Below are 21,537 nucleotides of genomic sequence, written 5' to 3'. Positions count from 1 at the left end.
AGCCAGGCCAGCCATGTCGCACCTCACCGATCAACACCGCAAGCCGCAAGCCCCCATCCACGTCGAAGGGCAGATGCTCGACGACATCGTCCGCGCCTCGCTCAGCCGCCGCACGGTACTCAAGGGCGGCCTCGGCGCCTCGCTGCTCGCCGTGTTCGGCGTCGCCGGCCTGAGCGGCTGCAGCGACGACGACAACGGTTCGTCGTCGGCCGACTACAACGTCGGCTTCAAGGCCGTCGACGCCAACACGCTCGACACGGTGACGGTGCCCGAAGGCTATACCGTCGAGGTCATGTTCTCGGCCGGTGACGCGGTCGCCGCCGGCGCCGTCGCCTACGCCGGTACGCCGCAGTCCTCGGCCGAGACCGAGCTGCAGGCCGGCGGCAACCACGACGGCATGCACTTCTTCGAGCTGCCGGGCGTCAACCCGAACAAGGGCGGCCTGCTGGCGATCAACCACGAGAACTACGACGACACCATCATGCTGAGCGGCGTCGATGCGCTGGAAACCAGAGAGCAGAAGCGCATCGCCCTGTCCGCGGTCGGCGTTTCGGTGATCGAGGTCGAGCTTGCTTCGAACGGCAAGTGGCAGGTCAAGAAGAACTCGCCGTACAACAAGCGCTACACCGGCAACACCCTGTACCGCGTCAGCGGCCCGGCCGCGGCCGCGGTCGGCGGCACCGTGGTCGGCACGCTCAACAACTGCGCGAGCGGCGCGACGCCGTGGGGCACGTATCTGACCTGCGAGGAAACCACCGAGAACTACTTCGATCCCTCGCAGCCGGAACTCGGCTACGGCTGGGTCGTCGAGATCGACCCGCGCGGCGAGCTCGCCGGCCTGCCGGTCAAGCGCACCGCGCTCGGCCGCTTCGACCACGAGAACACCGCCTACCTGCTCGGCAGCGACAACACGCTGGCCGTCTACCTCGGCGACGACAGCACGCCGGGCTGCATCTACAAGTTCGTGCCGAACGCCAAGGTCAATCCGAACGACCGCGCCGCCAACACTAATCTGCTCGATGAGGGCACGCTGTACGCGGCGCGCTTCAACGCCGACGGCAGCGGCGACTGGATCGCGCTGGTGCAGGGCCAGAACGGCCTGGTCGTCGGCGCCACCGATCCGGGCAACACCACGCAGGGCTCGCAGACGCCGGCCACCATCGATTTCGCGACGCAGGCCGATGTGCTGATCAACACCAAGGCCGCGGCGCGCGTCGCCGGCGCGACGCTGATGGACCGTCCGGAATGGATCGCCGTCGGTCCGGACAAGACCGTCTACGCGACGCTGACCAACAACTCCGGCCGCAAGGTCACCGACGCCGCCAACCCGCGCGTGTCGAACCGCCACGGTTCGATCATCAAGTGGAAGGAAGCCGGCGACGCGCCGGACGCGACGAGCTTCGAGTGGGAGATCTTCCTGCTCGCCGGCGACCCGTCGCTGGCCAACGAGACCGGCAATCTGGTCGGCGACATCAACGGCGACACCTTCTCGAGCCCGGACGGCATCCGCGTCGATCCGGAGAACCGCCTGTGGGTGCAGACCGACATGTCGGTGCCGGGCAGCTCCGGCGTCTCCGGCAAGACCAACGTCGACGTGTTCGGCCACAACGCCATGTACGCGATCGACCAGACCACGCGCGAGTCGAAGCGCTTCCTGGTCGGTCCGCAGGGCTGCGAGATCACCGGCATCGCCTACACGCCGGATCTGAAGACCTTCTTCATCAACATCCAGCACCCGAACGGCAGCTGGCCGAGCGCCGAGCTGCCGCCGCGCTCGTCGACGGTCGTCGTGCGTCGCCAGGACGGCAAGCCGGTCGGCGCCTGAGTCGGATCGCGGACACGAAAAAGGGCGCTGCGGCGCCCTTTTTCGTGTCCGGCGCGCGGCATCGCGCAAGAATCACCGCGAGGGCGCGGCGGCGCCCTGGCAGTTCAGCGTGCCGGCTGCGCGGCCGGAGCCTGCCGATCAGGCATCCGTTTCGTCGGACGGCGCTGCCAGCAGGCTTTCGCTTTCGCCGGCCGGCAGCGCCTCGACCTCGCGCAGCTGGCGCGTGATCGCGCGCGAGCGCACGCCGGTCTGCTCGATCTGCTTGCTGGCTTCGTCGAGTTTCTTCTGCACCTTGTCGAGCACGTCGCCGAACTTGGCGAACTCGGTCTTGACCGCGCCGAGCACGCGCCAGACTTCGCTCGAACGCTGCTCGATCGCCAGCGTGCGGAAGCCCATCTGCAGGCTGTTGAGCAGCGCCGTCAGCGTGGTCGGGCCGGCGACGACGACGCGGTGCTCGCGCTGCAGCGCATCGACGATGCCGGGGCGGCGGATCACCTCGGCGTAGAGTCCTTCGGTCGGCAGGAACAGCACCGCGAAGTCGGTGGTCTGCGGCGGGCCGATGTACTTGTCGCTGATCGACTTCGCCTGCAGGCGCACGGCGCGTTCGAGCTGCGCGCCGGCGAGTCGCGCGGCTTCGACGTCGGCGCGCTCCTGCGCGTCGAGCAGGCGTTCGTAGTCCTCGCGCGGAAACTTGGCGTCGATCGGCAGCCAGACCGGCGACTCGCCCTCGCCGCGGCCGGGCAGGCGGATCGCGAAGTCGACCGCCTCGCGGCTGCCGGGCTTGGTCATCACGCCCTTGGCGTACTGCTCGATCGTGAACATCTGTTCGAGGATGCTTTCGAGCTGCACCTCGCCCCAGCCGCCGCGCGTCTTGACGTTGGTCAGCACGCGCTTGAGATCGCCGACGCCACTGGCCAGCGTCTGCATCTCGCCGAGGCCCTTGTGCACCAGTTCGAGCCGCTCGCTGACCAGCTTGAACGAATCGCCGAGGCGCTTCTCCAGGGTCTCGTGCAGCTTCTCGTCGACGGTGCGCCGCATCTGTTCGAGTTTGTCCTCGTTGTCCTTGCGCAGGGTCTTGAGGTTGTCGTCGACGCTGGTGCGCAGCGCGACGGCCTGCTGCGTCTGCGTCTCGACCAGCTGGCGCAGCGCCAGACTCTGCTGCTCGCCGAAGCGGGCGAGCTGCTGGGCCTGCTCGCCGCGCGCCTTGAGCGCGTCCTCGGCGAGCTGGCGCTGGGTGTCGGCGAGCCGCTGGTTCTGTGCGCGCAGCTCGGCGGCGAAGCCGTCGAGCTTCTCGGCGAGCGTGCCGCGCAGCTGCTCGTGCTGCTGGGTCAGCAGCGTGCCGAAGCGCGTCAGCGTCTCGCCGAGCTCGGCGCGCTGGCCGCGCGTCAGCTCGGCTGCGTCGCGGCGCGTCGCGGCCGCTTCGTCACGCAGCGCGCGTTCGAGGCGTTCGAGTTCGGGTTTGAGCGCGGCGGCGGCGTCGGGCGTCCGCCGCAGCAGGGCGGCGATCAGGCCGCCGATGAAGGCGCCGAGCAGCGCGGCGATCAGAAACAGGGCGATGTCCATGGGGCGGCATTCTATGCCGGCCCCTGCGGGGTCGCCGCTGCGGCGCTGCCGCCCGGGAGTCGCGACGGCGTCTCGCGCCGCGGAGCGCGGCGCCGCTGTTCATGCCGGCGTCCGGCATCCGCGCCGCGGCGCCCGGAGCCGGATCGCGCGCAGGTGCCCCTGCGCCGCGGCGGTCGCGGCGCTCAGGGCGTGCCGCAGTTCGGTTTCTTGCCGGCGGCGCGGGCCTGCTGGTAGTGCGGCTGCTCCTTCGGCAGATTGCGCTGCAGATCGGCGATGCGCGTTTCGTTGGACGGGTGCGTCGACATGAACTGCGGCGGCCCCTGACCATTGGCCTTCGACATGTTCTGCCACAGCGTGATCGCCTGCGCCGGATCGAAGCCGGCGCGCGCCATCAGCTGCATGCCGAGAATGTCGGCCTCCGATTCGTCGCCGCGCGAGAACGGCAGCAGCACGAGGTACTGCGCGCCGGTGCCGATCAGGTCGGGCGACAGGCCGGTGCCGGCCGACAGCAGCACGGTGCCGAACTGCGCCGCCATCTGGTTGGAAACGCGCGCCGCCGAGTGGCCGGCGAGCACGTGGCTGATTTCGTGGCCGATCACCGCCGCGAGCTGGTCTTGCGTGGTCGCCACCTTGAGCAGGCCGGTATAGACGCCGATCTTGCCGCCGGGCAGCGCGAAGGCGTTGACCTCCTTGGAGTCGAAGACCTGGATTTCCCAGGTGCCGCCGACCTCGGTGGTGATCGCGCGCGCCACGCATTGCACGTACGAAGACTCGCGCGTGTCCTTGGTGGTCGGCGTCTTGGTCTTCATTTCCTGGAACGCGGTCGCGCCCATTTGCGCCATCTCCGAGTCGGAGACCAGGCGCAGCTGGCGGCGGCCGGTCGGCGAGGTCGCGCAGGCGACGACGAGGATGGCGATGAGGACGGTGGCGTAGTGCCAGGATTTCATTGCAGCGCTCCCTGCAGCGGCTGGGCCGGGAATCATAGCGATGCGTCGCGCCCCGGGTACAGCCGCAGTGTGCGCGGGCTCGCTTGTCGCGGCATGCGGTTGCGCTAGAGTAGGGCCGGGCGCAGGTCGTTACCTTTGTGGAGACGCCGTGCGAACGCCGAGCTTTTTGCAGAGGCCATCATCCTGCCCGCGGCAGGCGAAGCTCACCCTTCGTCGTTCATCAGCGCGGCTGCCTGGCAGCCGAAGAGATAAGGAAAGGTTGAACAGATGGCTACTCGCGAAACAGGGACGGTGAAGTGGTTCGATAGCGCCAAGGGGTTCGGCTTCATCCAGCGCCCCGGCAAGGAAGATGTCTTCGTGCATTTCCGGCAGATCCAGGCCCAGGGCTTCCGCACGCTCGCGGAAGGCCAGAAGGTCGAGTTCGAGGTCGCGCAAGGCCAGAAGGGCCTGCAGGCCGAGAAAGTCACGATCCTGCCCTGATCCGCCGCCTCCCGATGACGAACGAAACCCCGCCGCGCGCGGGGTTTTTCGCATCCGCCTTCGCGTCGCCGCCGGGGCGCTGGCAGAATGCCGCCGTGATCCGTTCCGCGCGCCATCGCTCGCTGTTCCTGATGCTCAGCCTCGCCGCGCTGCTCGGCCAGCTGCTGCTGCCGAGCGTGCATTTGCAGGCGCAGCTGCGCCGCGGCGCCGATCCGCTGCTGGCCGCGTTCTGCGGCGAGGCCGCGCCGGCGCGGCTCGCGGCGCTGCGTCAGCAGCTCGCGGCGAAGCCGCGGCAGCGCGGCGAGAGCGGCGCCGCGACCGCGCATCTGCTGTCGGCCTGCCCGCTCTGCGCCGTCCTGCATGCCGCCGCCTTGCCGTCGCCGGATCTCCACCATGTGCCGGCGGCGGGCGCATCGCCGCCGCTGGCGCGCGTGATCGCCGCGGCGGCGTCGCGGGCCCTGCGTCTGCCCCGGCCGCCGTCGCGCGGGCCGCCGCGCCGCGCCTGAAGTCCGCGCGCGCTGCGCGCGACCCGCCCTCGAACCGGGCCGTTCTCATGCCGCCGGTGCGGCAACTTCAGGAGTTTCCGATGCGCACTTTCATTCGTTTCGCGGCCGTGCTGGCCGTGCTTTGCGGGTCCACGCTGGCGCAGGCCGCCGATCCCGTTTCCGTGGTGTCGCCGTGGCTGCGGGCGACGCCGCCGGGCGCCAGTGTCGCCGGCGGCTACGCGACTTTCCGCAACGACGGCGACGCGCCGCGGCGCGTGCTCAGCGTGACGGTCGAGCCTGCGCTCGCCGCCAGCGCGGCGATTCATTCGATGAGCCATGAAGGCGGCGTGATGCGCATGCGCGAGGTCGACAGCCTCGAACTGCCGGCGCACGGCAGCGTGTCGTTGGCGCCCGGCGGCCTGCACCTGATGCTGATGGGGCTCAAGCAGCCGCTGACGGCCGGGCAGTCGCAGCGCCTGCAGTTCGTGCTCGACGACGGCACGCGCCTGTCGGTCGATTTCCCGGTCCGCGACAGCGCGCCCTGAGAGCCTGCGGCTGCGGCGGCGGACGACTCGCTGACGCGGCCGCGTGCCGGGTTCCGGCGGCGGGAGCCAGCTGCGATGCATCGTGTCGCGACGGGGTGCGGGCAGCCGGAGATGACTCGCCGCGGTTCCCGGCCGCACGCTGGCGGCCGTGCGCAGGGCTGCGCGTTCAGGGTTCCAGGCGTTCGACGATCCAGCCGTCGCCTTCGCGGCGGTAGCGCAGGCGATCGTGCAGACGGCCGTGGCGGCCCTGCCAGAACTCGATCGCTTCCGGCGCCACGTGGTAGCCGCCCCAGAAGTCCGGCAGCGGTACTTCCTGCTCGCCGAGTTCGGCGGCCTTGGCGTCGAAGCGGCGATCGAGCTCCTCGCGCGAGCGCACCACGGCGCTCTGCCGCGAGGTCACGGCGCCGATCTGCGAGGCGCGCGGGCGCAGGTGGAAGTAGCGCTCGGACATCGCGCGCGACAGCCGGCTGACGCGGCCTTCGACGCGCACCGAGCGTTCGAGTCGGTCCCACCAGAACACCAGCGCGACGTTCGGATTGGCGGCGAGCTCGCGACCCTTGCGGCTTTCGTAGTTGCTGTAGAAGGTCAGGCCGTCGTCGTGGAAGCCCTTGAACAGCACCACGCGCGCCGACGGCCGGCCGTGCGCGTCGACCGTCGCCAGCGTCATCGCCGTCGGTTCGATCATCGGCGCGGCGGCGGCGTCGTCGAGCCAGCGCTGCAGCTGCGTGAGCGGATCGACGTCGAGATGGGCGATGTCGAGCGGCGGGTTTTGCGTGTATTGCGGCATGGCGGGGACCGTGGCGGGCGCTCTGGCAGAATGCGCGGCATTGTCCCGCTTTCGGCGCCCGCGGAAAATGGCGCAGATCAATGAAACGTCCGAGGAGACGATGATGAGCGAGTTCACCGCGCTGCGCGTGCATGCCCCCGAGAAGAACCGTACCGAGGCGCGCTTCGAGCGGATCGGCATTGACGCGCTGTCGGCGGGCGAGGTCGTGGTGCGCGTCGCCTGGACCGGCATCAACTACAAGGACGCGCTCGCCGTCACCGGCAAGGGCCGCATCCTCAAGTCCTATCCGAAGGTGCCGGGCATCGACCTGGCCGGCCACGTCGAAGCGAGCACCGACGCGCGCTACCGGCCGGGCGACGCGGTGCTGGTCACCGGCTGCAACATCGGCGAGGTGTTCGACGGCGGCTATGCCGAGTTCGCGCGCGTCGCCGCCGATTCGATCATCCGCAAGCCGGACGGCCTGACCCTGCGCGAGACGATGGCGATCGGCACCGCCGGCTTCACCGCCGCCTTCGCGCTGCGCCGCATGCTGGAGAACCATCAGGCGCCGGCGATGGGGCCGATCGCCATTACCGGTCCGACCGGCGGCGTCGGCTCGATCGCCGTCGACCTGTTCAAGCGCGCCGGCTTCACCGTGCACGCGATTACCGGCAAGGCCGGCAAGGCCGACGACTATCTCCACGCGCTCGGCGCCGACGAGGTGATCGCACGCCAGTCGCTGGACGTCGGCAACAAGCCGCTCGAATCGGCGCGCTGGGGTGGTGCCGTCGACAACCTCGGCGGCGAGACGCTGGCGATGCTGACGCGCACCGTGAAGCCCTGGGGCAACATCGCCAGCATCGGCCTCGCGCAATCGCACGAGCTGCACACCACGGTGATGCCGTTCATCCTGCGCGGCGTCTCCCTGCTCGGCATCCACTCCGTCGAGTGCCCGCGCGCCTGGCGCGAGGACATCTGGGCCAAGCTCTCGGGCGAATGGAAGCCGCGCGTGCTCGAGCGTCTGGTGACGCGCGAGATCACGCTGCAGGAGCTGCCGGCGGCCTGCGAGGACCTGATCGCCGGCACCGTCACCGGCCGCACGCTGGTGCGCGTCTCCGGCGCCGAGTAGCGCTCAGATGTCCGGCGCGGCGGCCGTTTCCGGCCGCTGCGCGTAGCGGCGCGCGATCACCGAGCAGACGATGAGCTGCAGCTGGTGGTAGACCATGATCGGCAGCATGATCAGGCCGAGCGCGCCGCCGGACGAGGCGCCGAAGATCAGCGCCGCCATCGGCGCGCCGGTGGCGAGGCTCTTCTTGGAGCCGCAGAACACCGCCGTGATCTCGTCCTCGACCGTGAAGCGGAAGCGCGTGGCGACCAGATGCGTCAGCCACAGCACGAAGCCCAGCAGACCGCCGGTCAGCAGCGCGGTCGCCAGCAGCGGCGCGACGCCGTAGCGCGTCCACACGCCGGCCGCGGTGGCGTCGCAGAACGAGTTGAAGACGATCAGCACGATCACGCCGCGGTCGACCTTGCCGGTCACGTGCTTGTGCGCGGCGACCCAGTCGCCGATCAGCGGCCGCAGGATCTGGCCGACGACGAACGGCAGCAGCAGCTGCTCGCCGATCTTGATCAGCTGGTCGGCGAGTGGCACGCCGTGGCTCGCGGCCTGCAGCCACAGGCTGATGTAGAGCGGCGTCAGCACCATGCCGATCAGGCTCGACAGCGTGGCGTTGAAGACCGCGGCGGCGATGTTGCCGCGCGCCAGCGCCGTCATCGCGATCGACGAGGACACCGTCGACGGCAGCGCGCAGAGGTAGAAGAAGCCGAGCGCCAGTTCCTGCGGCAGCCAGCGGCCGGCGAGGCCGACCACGGCGAGCCCGAGCAGCGGGAACACGGCGAAAGTGAACAGCTGCACGAACAGGTGCAGGCGCCAGTTGGCGGCGCCGGCCTTGAGCTTGGCCGGCGACAGGCCGGCGCCGCTGAGCAGGAAGACGATCGCCACGCCGACCATCGTCACCTGCTCCAGATGCAGCACGCCGCCGCTGGCGCCGAGCTGCGGTGCCAGCAGCGCGATCGCGATCGCGATCAGCATCGAGGCGAGGAAACCGTCGAGGAAGGGGATGCGCATGCGGGAGCGGCGGGCGGTCGCGGTCGGAAGGCGGCGCGTATTGTAGTCGGCGTCCGTGCGCGGCCGTCCCCGTCCGGCACTTCTATAGATAGGGCGAAAACAGCCAGCACAAGGCGTTGCGCACGCGCTGCGCGAACGGCGGGTGCTGCGCGTCGCGCAGCAGCAGTTCCTCGCCGAGCTGCCAGCGTTCGAGGAAGTGCGCCGCCATCTGCCGCGCCAGCGCCGGATCGTAGAGTTCGACGTTGAGCTCGAAGTTCAGCAGCAGGCTGCGTGGGTCCCAGTTGGCACTGCCGATCAGCGTGTAGGCGTGGTCGACCACCAGCAGCTTGCTGTGGCAGAACGGTCCGGGCTGGAAGCGCACGCGCACGCCGCGTTCGAGCAGCGGGCCGAGCTGGTGACGCATCGCCCAGTCGACATACGGCAGGTTGTTGCGCGCCGGCAGCAGCACGACGGTGCGCACGCCGCGCAGCGCCGCGCCCTGCAGGGCCGCGATCAGCTCGGCCGAGGGCAGGAAATACGGCGTCATGATCAGCACCTCGCGCCGCGCTGCGGCGAGCGCGGCCTGCAGCACGAAGTTGAGCTGATCGAGATCCTCGTTGGGACCGTCGGTGATGACGCGCGCGACGGCGCCGCCGGCCACGCATGGCGGCGCCGGCGGCAGCGCCAGGCGCTCGCGCGTGGCGAACGCCCAGTCCTCGGCGAACACCTCGCTCATCTGCTGCACGATCGGGCCGTGCAGCGCGAAATGCAGGTCGGCGACGCGGTGGCGCTTGCCGGTATCGGCGGTCAGGTGCCGGGCGCTGAGGTTCATGCCGCCGGTGAAGCCGGTTTCGTGATCGACGAGCAGCAGCTTGCGGTGATTGCGCAGGTTCAGGTGCAGCGACGGCGGCAGCAGGCGCAGCGGATTGAAGCGCGCGACGTCGAGGCCGGCAGCGCGCAGCGGCGTGCCGATGCGGCGCAGCGAATAGCGCTCGCCGACGTCGTCGATCAGCACGCGCACCTGCACGCCGCGGCGCCGGGCCGCCGCCAGCGCGGCGACGAACGAGCGGCCGACGGCGTCGTTGTCGAAGATGTAGCTGGCCAGCCAGACCGTCTCGCGCGCCGCCTCGATCGCCGCGAGCATGCGCGGGAACGCCTGCTCGCCGTCGTGCAGCGGCTCGATGCGGTTGCCGCCGAGCAGCGGTCGCCGCGTCAGCACGTCGGCGGTGCGCGCGACTTCGTCGAGCCAGCCGGGTACGACGCCGGTCGCGGCGACCGCGCGCCGCGCGTCGCTGGCGTGCGCCGAGCCGATCATGCGGCCGCTGCGGTCGATGCTGAAGCGCCGCGCGTGCGTGCGGATGCGGTTGATGCCGAAGAAGAAGTAGAGCAGCGGCCCGGCGAAGGGGAACAGCCAGCAGACGGCGATCCAGCCCCAGGCCGCGCGCGCGTCACGCCGGGTCAGCAGGGCGTGGCCGGCGGTGCCGACCGCGATCGCGAGCCACAGCGGCAGCAGCACCGCCGCCCAGTCGACGCTCACGACGAAGTCCTGCAGCGTCGCGAGCTGCGCCCTCATGCCGGCGGCAGGTGCAGTTCGACGGCGACGGCGAGATGGTCCGACAGCGGCGTCGGCACCACGTGGCTGTGGGCGACGCGCAGACCCGGCGTCGCCAGTACGTGATCGAGGCGGCGCTGCGGTTTCCAGCTCGGGAAGGTCGCGGCGCCGCTGACCGGCTGCAGGCCGATGTCGCGCAGCGGCGAGTGCTGCAGCAGCTCGTCGGTCTCGCAGTTGAGGTCGCCGAGCAGCAGCAGCTCGCGCTTCTGCGGCACGAGCCGGGCGAGGTAGTCGAGCTGGACCTGCCGCGAAGTGCGGCTCAGCGCCAGATGCGCGACCACCACGCGCAGCGGGTCATAGCCGGGCTGCGCCAGCGTCGCGGCGAGCGCGCCGCGGCCCGGCACGCGACCGGGCAGCGGGTGATGCTCGATGTCGAGCAGCGGGTGGCGCGACAGGAAGCCCAGGCAGTGCTGCGCGAACGGCCGCAGGTTGCGGTTGACCGCGAGCTGCCAGTGCTGCAGGCCGGCCTTGGCGGCGAGGTATTCGACCTGATTGAGCTGCGCGGTGCGCAGGCTGCCGGCGTCGGCCTCCTGCAACGCGACGAGGTCGAATTGCGAGGCCAGCTCGGCGATGCGGTCGAGGTTGTTGCGGACGCCGCGCGACGGCAGCACGTGGCGCCAGGCGCCGGTCACGTAATGGCCGTAGTGCGCCGTCTGCATGCCGACCTGGATGTTCAGCGTCAGCACGCGCAGGCGGTCGGCGGCGGTCGCGGTCGGGCCTTGGTCGCGGACCGCCGGTTCGGGAATCGTCATGGGCGCGGGTCTCCGCCACCATTATGCGGCTGCGCGGGACGAATCCAAGCGCTGCCGCCGCGGGCGCCGGGACGTGCGCCCCGGCGCCGTCGCGATCATTCGCTGATCTGCTGCACGGACTGCCGGTCGGCGGCGATCTCGGCCTCGCTGAACGGCAGGTGCAGCCACTGCTTCTGCGCGTAGCGCTGCGTGAAGTCGGCGTAGTGCGGATTGCCCGGATCGCTCGATTCGGAGTAGGTGACGAAGCCTTCGGCGTGCACGCCCTGCGCGGTCCAGGTCACGGTCTGGATGTAGCTGTTGCCGAAATTGACCGGATAGCCGGCGGCGGTCAGCGCATCGTGGTCGGCGACGGTGAACGCGCCGACGCTGCCGCTGGCGCCGAACACCGGGATGCGCAGCGGGGCGGCGTGCACCGCCGAGAACTGCTGGGTATCGAAGCGGCCGTTGAAGTCGAGCCCGGCGTCCTGCACCGCGCTCTGCGCGTCGTGCAGGGCCTTGCGCACGGCGCTCTTCGCGGTGTCGAGGCCGTTCGGCGTGCCGACCGGATCGGCCGACGAATAGGCGTTCTTCCAGATGCCGCTGCTGCCGGCGACGCGACCCCAGAACTCGATCCACAGCGGCGCGCCGATCGCGTCGGGGCTGGCCCTGCCGTTCCATTGCGCCAGCGCCGCGCAGGCGCGGCTGGTGTCGTAGATGCCGGCGCGCGGGCACAGATCGCGCTTGACATCCTCGAGCGCCAGTTCGGCGCTGTAGAGATCCGCCGACAGCACCACGTCCTGCAGGTTCTGCATCGTGAATTTGGGCGCGCCACGGCCGTCGCTGCCGTCGAGACGGCGCTGGATCTGCCGGATGCCGAGCCGCGTGCGCAGCGAGCGCGTGCTGTCCTCGTCGCCGATGATGCGTGCGTAGCCGGTCAGCGGCGCGGCCGGGTTGGTGAGCCAGTAGCTGTCGTTCATGTTGGCGACCCAGTCCTGGCGTTCGAGCTTCGGCAGATGCTGGGCGCCGAAGATGCCCGGCGCCGGTGCATCGTCGTCGTTGAGCCACTGGCAGTCGGCGCGGTTGCCCTGCAGCAGCGGCAGACCCGGCGCGACGCTGTCGATGACCGGCGACAGCAGTGGCGCCTTGCAGCTGGCGACGAGGCTGTCCGGCACGTTCGGCACGACACTGAGATCGCCGTAGTAGGCGGCCTGGCCGGGGCCGGTGGCGACCGTGTTGACCCACGGCACGCCGAGCACCTCGGCGTGCTTGGCCTTGAACTCGTCGAGGCTGGCCGCCGTGTTCCAGGCGAAGAACTGGTTCATCAGGCGGTCGTTCTCGGCATTGGCGTCGCGCAGCGTGTAGACGCGCGTGTTGTCCCAGCCGAGCACCGGAATGCCGGCGACCTTCATCTCCAGCACCGGGCCGTACTGCGTGCGGTACAGCGTGCGGCTCTGCGGCGCGGTGCTGCCGTCGGCCTGTCTGACGTCGATCGTCAGTGGCACCGGCGTCATGTCGACCAGCTGGCCCTCATAGAAGTACTGCTTGGGGTTCAGCGGATTGACCGGCAGCTGGTAGAGCGTGAAGCGGTAGGCGGTGGAGACCGTATGGCTCCAGGCGAGATGGTCGTTGAAGCCGATCAGCACGGCCGGCACGCCGTACAGCGAGGAGCCCATGATGTCGAACTGGCCGGGGATGGTCAGATGCACCAGATACAGGCGCTCGGTGCCGCTCCACGGGAAGTGCGGGTTGCCGAACAGCAGGCTCTGACCGTCCTGCGTCGCCTGCGGGCCGAGGCCGTACATGTTGCTGCCGAAGGCCTTGTCGTGCGTGAACGCCTTCAGGGCGTTCGGCTCGCGTTCGAGCAGGGTCTTCAGCTGCTGCGGATCCGGGGCCGCCGCGGCGCTCGCGCCGGCCGACAGCAGTGGCGGCGTGGCTTGCGCGATCTCGTTGGTGAAGACCGACGAGGAGGCGATGATCGACAGGCGGAAGTAGCGCCGGTAGAGATCGTCCTCGCTGATCGGCGCCAGATAGCCGGCGGTGGCGCAGGCCTGGTGCCGGCCCGGGTGTCGGCCGGCCTTCAGTTCGCCGATGTAGCGGTTGAAGCCGGCGACGTAGCCGCGCGTCATGTCGCGAATCTCGGCGCGCGCCGTGTTGCGCAGATTGGCGACGACCGCATCGGTCGCCATCAGCTTCCAGAAGAAGTCGCTGTCGACGTTGTTGGCGGTGACCGGCACGGCCGGGATCGAGTAGCTGCCGTCCGGGCCGAAGTAGCGCGAGCGCTCGCCGCGGATCGTCACCAGATCGTCGAGCAGCACGCAGAGGTTGTCCTCGGCGAACGCGTAGCCATAGCCGTAGCCGAGGCCGGCGAAATCCTTGGCGCGGATGTGCGGAATGCCCATCGAGGTGCGCGTGATCGTCGCGTCGTAGGCTTTTGCGGTGCCGTCACCGCCGCCGTCACCGCCGCCACCGCCACCGCCACAAGCGCCGAGCAGGAGCGCCGCGCACAGCGGCAGGCAGGCGAACGAACGCCGGATCGTCCATTTCTCGATCATGTTTCCCCTCCATCGTTATCCGTCTTATGGGCCGACTATAGCGCCGGGGCGCCGGCGACGAGCGGTCAAGCGGGCTGAGACGCCTGGACCACCGGGCGTGGCCGGCGCCGCCCGCAGGGTCGGGACATTCTTGTCCGCTGATCCGATGACCCTGCGCGACAACGATGCCGCGGCCGCCGGCGCGCAGCGGCGCGACGTGCTCGCGGGTGCGCCTGGGGCGGCGGTCTGCTCGCGCTCGGCGTCCGGGTCTGGCCCGGGTTGGCGCGACGCCGTCGTGGGTCGGGTCTTCTTTTGCGCGCCTGCCGCGCCGGGGCGCCGGCGCCGACCGACAGCTCAACAAAAAGGCCGGCGCGTGGCCGGCCTTTCGGGCGGTGCCCGGGCGTGCCGCCGCTTACTGCGTCTTGATCATCAGGTTCAGCAGCTTGCGGGTCTTCTCGCCGTACGGCGGATACAGCATCGTCGCCAGATTGAAGCGCGTGCGCACCACGGCTCGCTCGTGCGAGAAGGCCTTGAAACCGAAGATGCCGTGCGCCGAGCCGATGCCGGAGTTGTTGACGCCGCCGAACGGCAGGTTGCCCTGCGCGTACTGCATGACGACATGGTTGATGCAGGTGCCGCCTGCCGTCGTGTTCTTGAGCACGCGCTCGATGTTCGCCTCGCGCTTGCTCCAGATGTAGAGCGCCAGCGGCTTGGGCTGGGCATTGACCTCGGCGATCACTTCGTCGAGATCGCGGTAGCCGATCACCGGCAGCAGCGGTCCGAAGATTTCCTCGCTCTGGATCTTGGCGTCGGCCGGGATGCTGTCGATCAGGGTCGGCTGCACGAAGCACTCGCCCTCGTTGACCTCGCCGCCGAACAGCACGCGCGCGCCGCGCTCGCGGGCGTCGTTGAGCAGACCGGCGATGCGCTGCGTGTGGCGCTGGTTGACGACGCGCGCGAGGCTGCCGCTCTGCATCTGCGCGCTGGCGGTGTCGCCGTAGCTGGCCTTGAGCACGGCGACGCACTCGGCGACGAACTTGTCCTTGACCGTTTCGTGCACGTAGATGTGGTCGGGCGCGATGCAGGTCTGGCCATTGTTGGTGTACTTGCCCCACATGATGGTGCGGGCCGCCGACTTGAGGTCGGCCGACTCGTCGACGATGGTCGGCGATTTGCCGCCGAGTTCCAGCGTGACCGAGGTCAGGTGCTTGGCGGCGGCGGCCATCACCACCTTGCCGATCGCCGGCGAGCCGGTGAAGAAGATGTGATCGAACGGCAGCGCGAGCAGCGCCGTCGACACCGCGGCGTCGCCCTCGAAGACGGCCACTTCCTCGGCCGGGAAGATTTCGCGGACGATCTTCGCCATCAGGCCCGACAGGTTCGGGGTCATTTCCGAGGGCTTGAGGATCGCCGTGTTGCCGGCGGCGATCGCCGACACCAGCGGGCCGAACGTCAGGTTCACCGGGTAGTTCCACGGCGAGACGATCAGGCAGCGACCCTTCGGTTCGTACTGGATCCAGCTCTTGGTGCCCATCGTCATCCGCGACGGCCACACGCGCATCGGTTTCATCCAGCCCTTGAGCGCGCGCATGGTGTGCTTGGCCTCGGCGACGACCGGCAGCACTTCCGTGAGATCGATCTCCGCGGGCGGCTTCTTGAAGTCCTTGTAGCCGGCCGCGTAGAACGCCTCGCGGTGCGCGAGCACGGCGTCGAGCAGGCGCTGGATCTTGGCGATGCGTTCCTTGGCCGTCGAGCTGCGCAGGCGCAGCGCGGTCGACCACTGGGCGTCGAAGGCGTGGCGGATGGCGCTGCCCGGATCGGCGGCGGCGCCGGCGGCGTTGGGCAGGTAGGAAACGACCGTGTTCATGACTGCACTCCAGAGATCCCGATGTAAAAAGTTGGCCGGGCGAATTGAACGCCCGTTTATCATTCAAGTATAGGCGTTCAGGTTCGCGGCGGCATGACCGCGAGCGCCATTGGCCTTGCCGCCAGCCGCGTTTTCGCCGCGACGCTGGGCGCGCCGTCGCCGCCCGCCTACACTGCGCGCATAACGAGAAAACGGAGGAGTCCGATGAAGCCCTTGAAGCCGCTCGATGCCGCGTGGCTGTACGTCGATACGCGCGCGACGCCGATGCAGGTCGGCTGCCTGGCGATCTTCTCGCTGCCGGCCAAGGCCGGTCCGCAGTTCCTCAAGAAGCAGGTCGAGCACTTCCGCGCGGCGCGCGAATTCGCCTACCCGTTCAACCTGCGCCTGGTCGCGCCGGGCCTGCGCTTTCTGCTGCCGGCCTGGGAAGAGGACCGGCAGATCGATCTCGAATATCACTTCCGCCATTCGGCGCTGCCGCAGCCCGGCGGCGAGCGCGAGCTCGGCGTGCTGATCTCGCGCCTGCATTCCAACCCGATGGATTTCGGCCGCCCGCTGTGGGAGTGCCATCTGATCGAGGGGCTCGAGAACCGCCGCTTCGCGCTGTACATGAAGATGCATCACTCGCTGGTCGACGGCATCGGCGGCATGCGCATGCTGGCGCGCATGCTCTCGCCCGATCCGGATGCGCGCGATCTGCGTCCGCCCTGGTCGGTCGGCGCCGGCAGCCGCGGCGGGTCGCGGCCGGCGGCCGAGACGCCGCTGCAGGCCGTGCTCGACGGCGTGCGCACGCAGCTGCGCACTGTGCCCGGCGTGACGCGCGCGTTCGGCGAGCTGCTGCGCGAGGCGGTCCGGCACGAGGACAAGGACTGGGCGCTGCCGTTCAGCGGGCCGCGCTCGGCCTTCAACGGCAAGATCTCCGGGCAGCGCCGCTTCGCCACGCAGCACTATTCGCTGGAGCGCGTGCGCCGCATCGCCAAGGCCGCCGGCGTCACCGTCAACGACGTGTTCCTCGAGGTCTGCGCCGCTTCGATGCGGCGCTATCTCGGCGAGATCGGCGCGCTGCCGGACAAGCCGCTGACCGCCGGCGTGCCGGTCTCGGTGCGGCCGGCCGACGACCAGGGCGCCGGCAACGCGATCAGCTTCATCATCGCCAACCTCAACACGCACATCGCCGATCCGCTGGCGCGCGTGCGCGCGATCCACGAGTCCGCGCAGCGCGCCAAGGAGCACCTGCAGCAGCTGCACAAGGCTGATATCGACAATTACACGGCGCTGTTCATGGCGCCGTTCATGGCGCAGCTGTTGTCCGGGCTCGGCGGCCATACGCGGCCGATGTTCAACCTGACGGTGTCGAACGTGCCGGGCCCCGACCGGCCGCTGTACTTCAACGGCGCGCGCATGGAGCAGATGTACCCGGTTTCGCTGCTGGCGCACGGGCAGGCGCTGAACATCACCGCGGTCAGCTATGCCGGCCAGTTCAACGTCGGCTTCACCGGCTGCCGCGATACGCTGCCGAGCATGCAGCGCCTGTCGGTCTACGCCGGCGATGCGCTCGACGCGCTCGAAGCGGCGGTGGGCATCGCGGCGGAGGCGCCGCGCGCGGCGGAAACGGCGTAGCGGCGGGCGGATCGATCCGCCGCCGCGCTCAGCCGCCCCAGAGGTGCATGCCGTACTTCCAGTAGCCGTGCACGTTGTTGAGGCGCGCGTCCTGCTCGGGCGACATCGGCAGCACCTCGCCTTCGAGCAGCGGCTGCAGGTACGGCGCCAGCGTCGCGCCGCCGCCGCCGGTGATGACGATGGCGTCGATGTCCCAGTCGTCGGCCCACAGGCGGTTCACTTCCTGGGCGATGCGCGTCGCGAGCTGCTGGAATGCGGCCTTGACGATCGCGGTGAGATCGTAGCTCTTGCCCTTGATCTTGATCGTGCCCTTGCTGACGCCGTCGTAGAGCCGGTACAGCTCGACGCTGACGCCGCTCTTCTCGTGCAGCACGTTGGCGATCGCCTGGTAGGCCGAGGAGATGCCGGCGTCCGAGCTCTGCGAGCCGCGCTCCGAGTAGCGCGTCTTGTCGCTGATCGTGTAGTCCGCGGTGCGAAAGCCGATGTCGATGATGCCGATCTTCTCGGAGACGAAACGCTGGCTGGCCGGCTTGCCGATGTCGTTGAGCATCAGGTCGAACATCGAGCCGAACGGCTGCGGCACGACGCGCACGCGCTCGATGTAGACGATCTTCTCCTCGCGGTCGGCGCCACCCGGCTTGACCACGGTGATCGTGTGGCGGCTCTGCAGCAGCGCCGTCAGAGCGTCGCGGTGCTTGCGGAAGAAGCTGATCGGCAGGCCGGTGACGAGCCGCACCGGATCGCCGCTGTCGACGAACGGGGCGAGCGCCGTCAGCGCCAGGATCTTGGCGTACTGGGCGAGGAACTGGCTCTGGTCGAGTGTGAAGCCGCGGCCGCGTGACTGGGTCTCGGCGAGCTCGCCGACGAAGTAGCCTTGACCGCCGATGATGACGTGGCGGGGATACTGCGGCACCCCCGGCAGCAGGCTTTCGCCGAACTGCACTTCGGCGGCTTCGCCGACCACCGACTTGAAGACCTGGAACTGGCGGCCGTCCGTCGCCTTGGTGTAGCCGAAGCCGATGTCTGCGCCGAGAACCTTCACGAACGACTCCCCATGCCCGGTGGCGAACTGATCCGCGCGTTTCTAGCACGCGCATTTTGAAAAGACAAAGGAGCGCCGCGGCGCGCGGCTCAGGCGCTCGGGCCGTCGGCGGCGTGCGGGCGGTGCTCGACGAAGTTGAGGACGGTGCCGGCCGGGTCGATCAGGGCGAACGAGCGCTCGCCATTGGCGAACTCGCGCATCGGGCCGAGCGGCGCCAAACCGCGCGAAACCAGCTGTTCGTAGTCGGCCTGCACGTTCTCGGTCTCCAGCGCGATGCACAGCCCGCGCGTCGTCGTCGTGTGCTGGAACACCGGCAGCGGAGCGTCCTGGTGCGGCTTGAGAAAGCCCAGCTCCCAGCCGCGGAAGCTGATGTGTGCGTACCAGTCGGCGCGGAACACGATGCGCGCGTCGAGCGCGCGCCGGTAGAAATCGCAGCAGGCGCGGATCTCGGGGGTGGTGACGATCGCGTAGACGTTCCTCACGGCGCGGATTCCCCGCAGCGCCGCGGCGCGCGGCGGCGACCCGGCGGCAGGCCGTTCGGTGCGGTGTGGTCCATCGATCTCCCTGGTCCGCCTCGGCGCGGCCGATGCCGATACAATATACGGATGAAGCTGCACTTCACCAAAATGGAAGGCGCCGGCAACGACTTCGTCGTCGTCGATGCCACCCGCGAGCCGTTCCGGCCGACACCTGCCTTGTTGCAGCGACTCACCGATCGCCGCTTCGGCGTCGGTTGCGATCAGGTCCTGGTCGTCGAGCCGCCGTCGACCGCCGACGTCGATTTCAACTATCGCATCTTCAACGCCGACGGCAGCGAGGTCGGCCAGTGCGGCAACGGCTCGCGGGCGCTGGCCCGCTTCGTGCGCGAGCGCGGCCTGTCGCACAAGGATGCAATCCGCGTGCGCACGCAGACCAGTGTGCTCGAACTGCGCCACGTCGAGGGCAACCAGTACCGCGTCGACATGGGCGTGCCGCGCTTCGAGCCGCGCGACATTCCGTTCGCGGCCGCGCCGCGCGCCGCGCGCTACACGCTGGCGCTCGACAAGGGCGAGACGGTCGAGATCGGCGCGGTGAGCATGGGCAATCCGCATGCGGTGCTGACGGTCGCCGACGTCGACCATGCGCCGGTCGCCGAGCTCGGCATGCGCCTGCAGCGGCATCCGGCGTTCCCGCAGAGCGTCAACGTCGGCTTTTTGCAGATCGTCGACCGCAGCTACGTACGCCTGCGCGTCTACGAGCGCGGCGCCGGCGAAACGCTGGCTTGCGGCAGCGGCGCCTGCGCGGCGGTGGCGGTCGGACGGCTGTGGGGCCTGCTCGATGCCTGTGTCGACGTGCAGGTACGCGGCGGCCAGCTGAGCATCGAGTGGGGAGGCGAAGGCGAGCCGGTGCTGATGACGGGGCCGGCGGAAACCGTCTTCGAGGGGGAGATCGAATGGCCGAATTGAATACGCAAGCCAAGGAAGCGGCGGTGCCGAAGCTCAACGAGCGCGAGATCGTCGCGTATCTGAAGGCGCACCCTGACTTCCTGGCCCGTCATCCGGATCTGCTCGAAAGCATTGAGCTCAAGCATCGCAGCGGTTCCGCGGTGTCGCTGATCGAAAAGCAGGTCGAGTTGTTGCGCGCCAAGAATCAGCGTCTCGAGGATCGCCTCGAACGCCTGCTCGAAGCTGCCCGCGACAACGAGCGCCGCCAGGACAATGTGCACCGCCTCGCGCGCACGCTGATCCGGGCGCCGACGCTGGCCGGCGTCGCCGCCGGGCTCGCCAAGTGCATGCGCGAGGACTTCGATATCGACGCCACGCTGATCGGCATCGGTGCGGCGCATTACAAGCGCCACGACATCGAAGGCATCGTGCCGATCGAGCCGGACGGCCGTCTGGCGCGCTCGCTCGACGACTTCTTCCGGACCCGCCTGATCGAATGCGGGCCGATCGACGCCGAGCGGGCGCAGCTGCTGTTCCCGAAGGCGGCCGAGATCCGCTCGGCGGCGATCGTGCCGCTGGAGAAGGAGAAGAGCCTCGGCTTCGTCGCGCTCGGCTCGCGCGAGGCGGAACGCTTCGCGCCGCGTCAGGGCAAGCTGTTCCTCGAGCTGACCGCCGATCTGGTGGCCGCCGCGGTGCGCGCGCGGACGTGAAGGCGGCGGCGCCGGCGGCGGAGAGCGAGGCGCCGGCCTTCTTCGCGCCGCTGGTCGACGACTACCTCGGCTACCTGCGCGACGAAAAGCGCTACTCGCCGCATACCGTCGCGGCCGCCGAGCGCGATCTGCGCCGGTTCGGCCACTACTGCGGTCTGGCCCGCGTCACCGCGCTCGAGCAGATCGACGTGCATCGCGTCCGCGATTTCCTCGGCGCGCAGCGCCGCGCCGGGCGCGAGCCGGCGAGCCTGCATCGCTACCTGTCCAGCCTGCGTGGCTGGTTCCGCTTCCTGGTGCGCCAGCAGCGCCTGGCGGCGAATCCGGCCGCGCAGGTGCGCGCGCCGAAGCTGCAACGCAAGCTGCCGGCCGTGATCGACGCCGAAACCCTGTCGGCCACGCTCGATCGCGACACGGCGGGCGACGAGGACGCAGTCCGCGCGCGCGCGCTGATCGAGCTGTTCTACTCGACCGGCATGCGCCTGGCCGAGCTGCATGGGCTCGATGTCGGCGCGCTCGACGCCCGCCAGCAGGAGCTGACGGTGACCGGCAAGGGCAGCAAGCAGCGGATCGTGCTGCTCGGCGGCAAGGCGCGGGCTGCGCTCGACGCCTGGCTGGCCTGCCGGGCGGGTCTGGCCGGCGTCGGCGAGCCGGCCCTGTTCGTCTCGTCCCGCGGTGGCCGCCTGTCGCGTACGGCGATTGCCCGAACTTTGCGCGACTGGGCGCGCCGCAACGGTCTGGGTGTGCACCTGCATCCACATCGCCTGCGGCATTCGTTTGCGACCCACATGCTTGAAAACAGTGGCGACTTGCGGGCCGTGCAGGAGATGCTGGGGCACGCGCATCTGTCGACGACGCAGATCTACACCCATCTCGACTGGAAACATCTGGCGACGGTCTACGACGACGCCCACCCGCGCGCGCGGCGCCGGCGTGATCCGTGAGCGCCGCGGCGGTCGATAAATGTTATTTTTCGGCCTTAAGGCTATATTAGTGAAAAACGACGCTGAATAATAAGTCGGTCCTGAAATATTCAATTCACCGCCGCCAGCCGCCGACCCGGCGGCCATGCCCCCCTCGTCACTGACCACCCGCTCAAGCATCCCGACCAGAAGCCAGAGTGCAAAAAGGGCCTTCAGTCCCAACCGGGCAATGGCCCGCATCAACCAGCGCAGGTTGTAGCCGGCGGCACACAACACCGGATGCAGCACATCCCCTTCCGATCCTTTGAGCCAGTTCCGCCGTAGTCCGCAGTCGTCCTTCAGGTGCCCGATCACCGGCTCCACGG

19 protein-coding genes are annotated in these 21,537 nt (G+C 69.6%); 9 read left to right on the top strand and 10 right to left on the bottom strand.

Annotated features, from left to right (window positions below; translation table 11 throughout):
- Positions 1 to 13 precede the first annotated feature (13 nt).
- The gene (locus H149_RS0116915) at positions 14 to 1,825 is read left to right on the top strand and encodes a PhoX family protein (protein ID WP_020650959.1); all 1,812 of its coding nucleotides are present in this window, start codon (positions 14 to 16) and stop codon (positions 1,823 to 1,825) included.
- 138 nt (positions 1,826 to 1,963) lie between these two features.
- On the opposite strand, the gene H149_RS0116910 is transcribed toward H149_RS0116915, so the two are convergent.
- Both H149_RS0116910 and H149_RS0116905 read right to left on the bottom strand, forming a co-directional pair.
- Positions 1,964 to 3,388, bottom strand: coding sequence for a DNA recombination protein RmuC (locus H149_RS0116910; RefSeq protein WP_020650958.1), 1,425 nt, complete (start codon positions 3,386 to 3,388; stop codon positions 1,964 to 1,966).
- Positions 3,389 to 3,570: 182 nt separating this feature from the next.
- On the bottom strand, positions 3,571 to 4,335 hold the full coding sequence (locus tag H149_RS0116905; RefSeq protein ID WP_020650957.1) for a M48 family metallopeptidase: 765 nt from the start codon (positions 4,333 to 4,335) through the stop codon (positions 3,571 to 3,573).
- Between the two features lie 267 nt (positions 4,336 to 4,602).
- On the opposite strand from H149_RS0116905, the gene H149_RS0116900 reads away from it, so the two are divergent.
- From H149_RS0116900 to H149_RS21480, 3 genes are all read left to right on the top strand, one after another.
- On the top strand, positions 4,603 to 4,815 hold the full coding sequence (locus H149_RS0116900; RefSeq protein WP_020650956.1) for a cold-shock protein: 213 nt from the start codon (positions 4,603 to 4,605) through the stop codon (positions 4,813 to 4,815).
- Between the two features lie 95 nt (positions 4,816 to 4,910).
- Positions 4,911 to 5,321 (top strand): DUF2946 family protein, encoded by a 411-nt coding sequence (locus H149_RS0116895; protein WP_154654895.1) that lies wholly within the window; start codon positions 4,911 to 4,913, stop codon positions 5,319 to 5,321.
- Between the two features lie 80 nt (positions 5,322 to 5,401).
- Positions 5,402 to 5,845 carry a copper chaperone PCu(A)C gene (locus H149_RS21480; RefSeq protein ID WP_020650954.1) on the top strand — a complete coding sequence of 148 codons (444 nt, stop codon included), beginning with the start codon at positions 5,402 to 5,404 and terminating at the stop codon, positions 5,843 to 5,845.
- A 166-nt stretch (positions 5,846 to 6,011) separates the two neighbouring features.
- On the opposite strand, the gene pdxH is transcribed toward H149_RS21480, so the two are convergent.
- Positions 6,012 to 6,632, bottom strand: a complete 621-nt coding sequence (gene pdxH, locus H149_RS0116885) for a pyridoxamine 5'-phosphate oxidase (RefSeq protein ID WP_020650953.1) — start codon at positions 6,630 to 6,632, stop codon at positions 6,012 to 6,014.
- 103 nt (positions 6,633 to 6,735) lie between these two features.
- Here pdxH and H149_RS0116880 point away from each other — a divergent pair, with 103 nt between their 5' ends.
- Complete coding sequence (locus H149_RS0116880) at positions 6,736 to 7,740, top strand: YhdH/YhfP family quinone oxidoreductase (protein WP_026353257.1); 1,005 nt, start codon at positions 6,736 to 6,738, stop codon at positions 7,738 to 7,740.
- Between the two features lie 3 nt (positions 7,741 to 7,743).
- On the opposite strand, the gene H149_RS0116875 is transcribed toward H149_RS0116880, so the two are convergent.
- The 5 genes from H149_RS0116875 to H149_RS0116855 all read right to left on the bottom strand — a co-directional run bounded on the left by H149_RS0116875 (position 7,744) and on the right by H149_RS0116855 (position 15,459).
- Positions 7,744 to 8,739 carry a bile acid:sodium symporter family protein gene (locus H149_RS0116875; protein WP_020650951.1) on the bottom strand — a complete coding sequence of 332 codons (996 nt, stop codon included), beginning with the start codon at positions 8,737 to 8,739 and terminating at the stop codon, positions 7,744 to 7,746.
- An 82-nt stretch (positions 8,740 to 8,821) separates the two neighbouring features.
- Positions 8,822 to 10,291 carry a phospholipase D-like domain-containing protein gene (locus H149_RS0116870; RefSeq protein ID WP_020650950.1) on the bottom strand — a complete coding sequence of 490 codons (1,470 nt, stop codon included), beginning with the start codon at positions 10,289 to 10,291 and terminating at the stop codon, positions 8,822 to 8,824.
- Entirely contained in the window at positions 10,288 to 11,082 is a 795-nt protein-coding gene (locus H149_RS0116865; protein WP_020650949.1) for an endonuclease/exonuclease/phosphatase family protein, read from the bottom strand. The genes H149_RS0116870 and H149_RS0116865 overlap by 4 nt, the downstream gene beginning before the upstream one ends.
- Before the next feature lie 95 nt (positions 11,083 to 11,177).
- Complete coding sequence (locus H149_RS0116860; protein ID WP_020650948.1) at positions 11,178 to 13,613, bottom strand: penicillin acylase family protein; 2,436 nt, start codon at positions 13,611 to 13,613, stop codon at positions 11,178 to 11,180.
- A gap of 391 nt (positions 13,614 to 14,004) precedes the next feature.
- Positions 14,005 to 15,459 carry an aldehyde dehydrogenase family protein gene (locus tag H149_RS0116855; RefSeq protein WP_020650947.1) on the bottom strand — a complete coding sequence of 485 codons (1,455 nt, stop codon included), beginning with the start codon at positions 15,457 to 15,459 and terminating at the stop codon, positions 14,005 to 14,007.
- 204 nt (positions 15,460 to 15,663) lie between these two features.
- Between H149_RS0116855 and H149_RS21475 the strand changes: the two genes are divergently transcribed.
- Positions 15,664 to 17,076 carry a WS/DGAT/MGAT family O-acyltransferase gene (locus H149_RS21475; RefSeq protein WP_020650946.1) on the top strand — a complete coding sequence of 471 codons (1,413 nt, stop codon included), beginning with the start codon at positions 15,664 to 15,666 and terminating at the stop codon, positions 17,074 to 17,076.
- A gap of 28 nt (positions 17,077 to 17,104) precedes the next feature.
- Here H149_RS21475 and H149_RS0116845 read toward each other — a convergent pair whose 3' ends face one another.
- A complete protein-coding gene (locus H149_RS0116845) occupies positions 17,105 to 18,118 on the bottom strand; it encodes a ParM/StbA family protein (protein WP_020650945.1) in 1,014 nt (337 codons plus the stop codon).
- Between the two features lie 89 nt (positions 18,119 to 18,207).
- Positions 18,208 to 18,600, bottom strand: coding sequence for a VOC family protein (locus H149_RS0116840; protein ID WP_020650944.1), 393 nt, complete (start codon positions 18,598 to 18,600; stop codon positions 18,208 to 18,210).
- A gap of 123 nt (positions 18,601 to 18,723) precedes the next feature.
- Between H149_RS0116840 and dapF the strand changes: the two genes are divergently transcribed.
- The 3 genes from dapF to H149_RS0116825 are packed head-to-tail and all read left to right on the top strand — an operon-like array spanning position 18,724 to position 21,193.
- Positions 18,724 to 19,563, top strand: coding sequence for a diaminopimelate epimerase (dapF, locus tag H149_RS0116835; protein WP_020650943.1), 840 nt, complete (start codon positions 18,724 to 18,726; stop codon positions 19,561 to 19,563).
- Positions 19,551 to 20,252, top strand: coding sequence for a DUF484 family protein (locus H149_RS0116830; protein WP_020650942.1), 702 nt, complete (start codon positions 19,551 to 19,553; stop codon positions 20,250 to 20,252). The genes dapF and H149_RS0116830 overlap by 13 nt, the downstream gene beginning before the upstream one ends.
- Entirely contained in the window at positions 20,249 to 21,193 is a 945-nt protein-coding gene (locus H149_RS0116825; RefSeq protein WP_020650941.1) for a tyrosine recombinase XerC, read from the top strand. The genes H149_RS0116830 and H149_RS0116825 overlap by 4 nt, the downstream gene beginning before the upstream one ends.
- The last annotated feature ends 344 nt before the right edge of the window (positions 21,194 to 21,537 follow it).

Origin of the sequence: Solimonas variicoloris DSM 15731, assembly GCF_000382285.1 — a bacterium.
Lineage (GTDB): Bacteria > Pseudomonadota > Gammaproteobacteria > Nevskiales > Nevskiaceae > Solimonas > Solimonas variicoloris.
The sequence above is the reverse complement of the archived record's forward strand: the minus strand, read 5'-3'. Positions and strand labels throughout refer to the sequence as shown.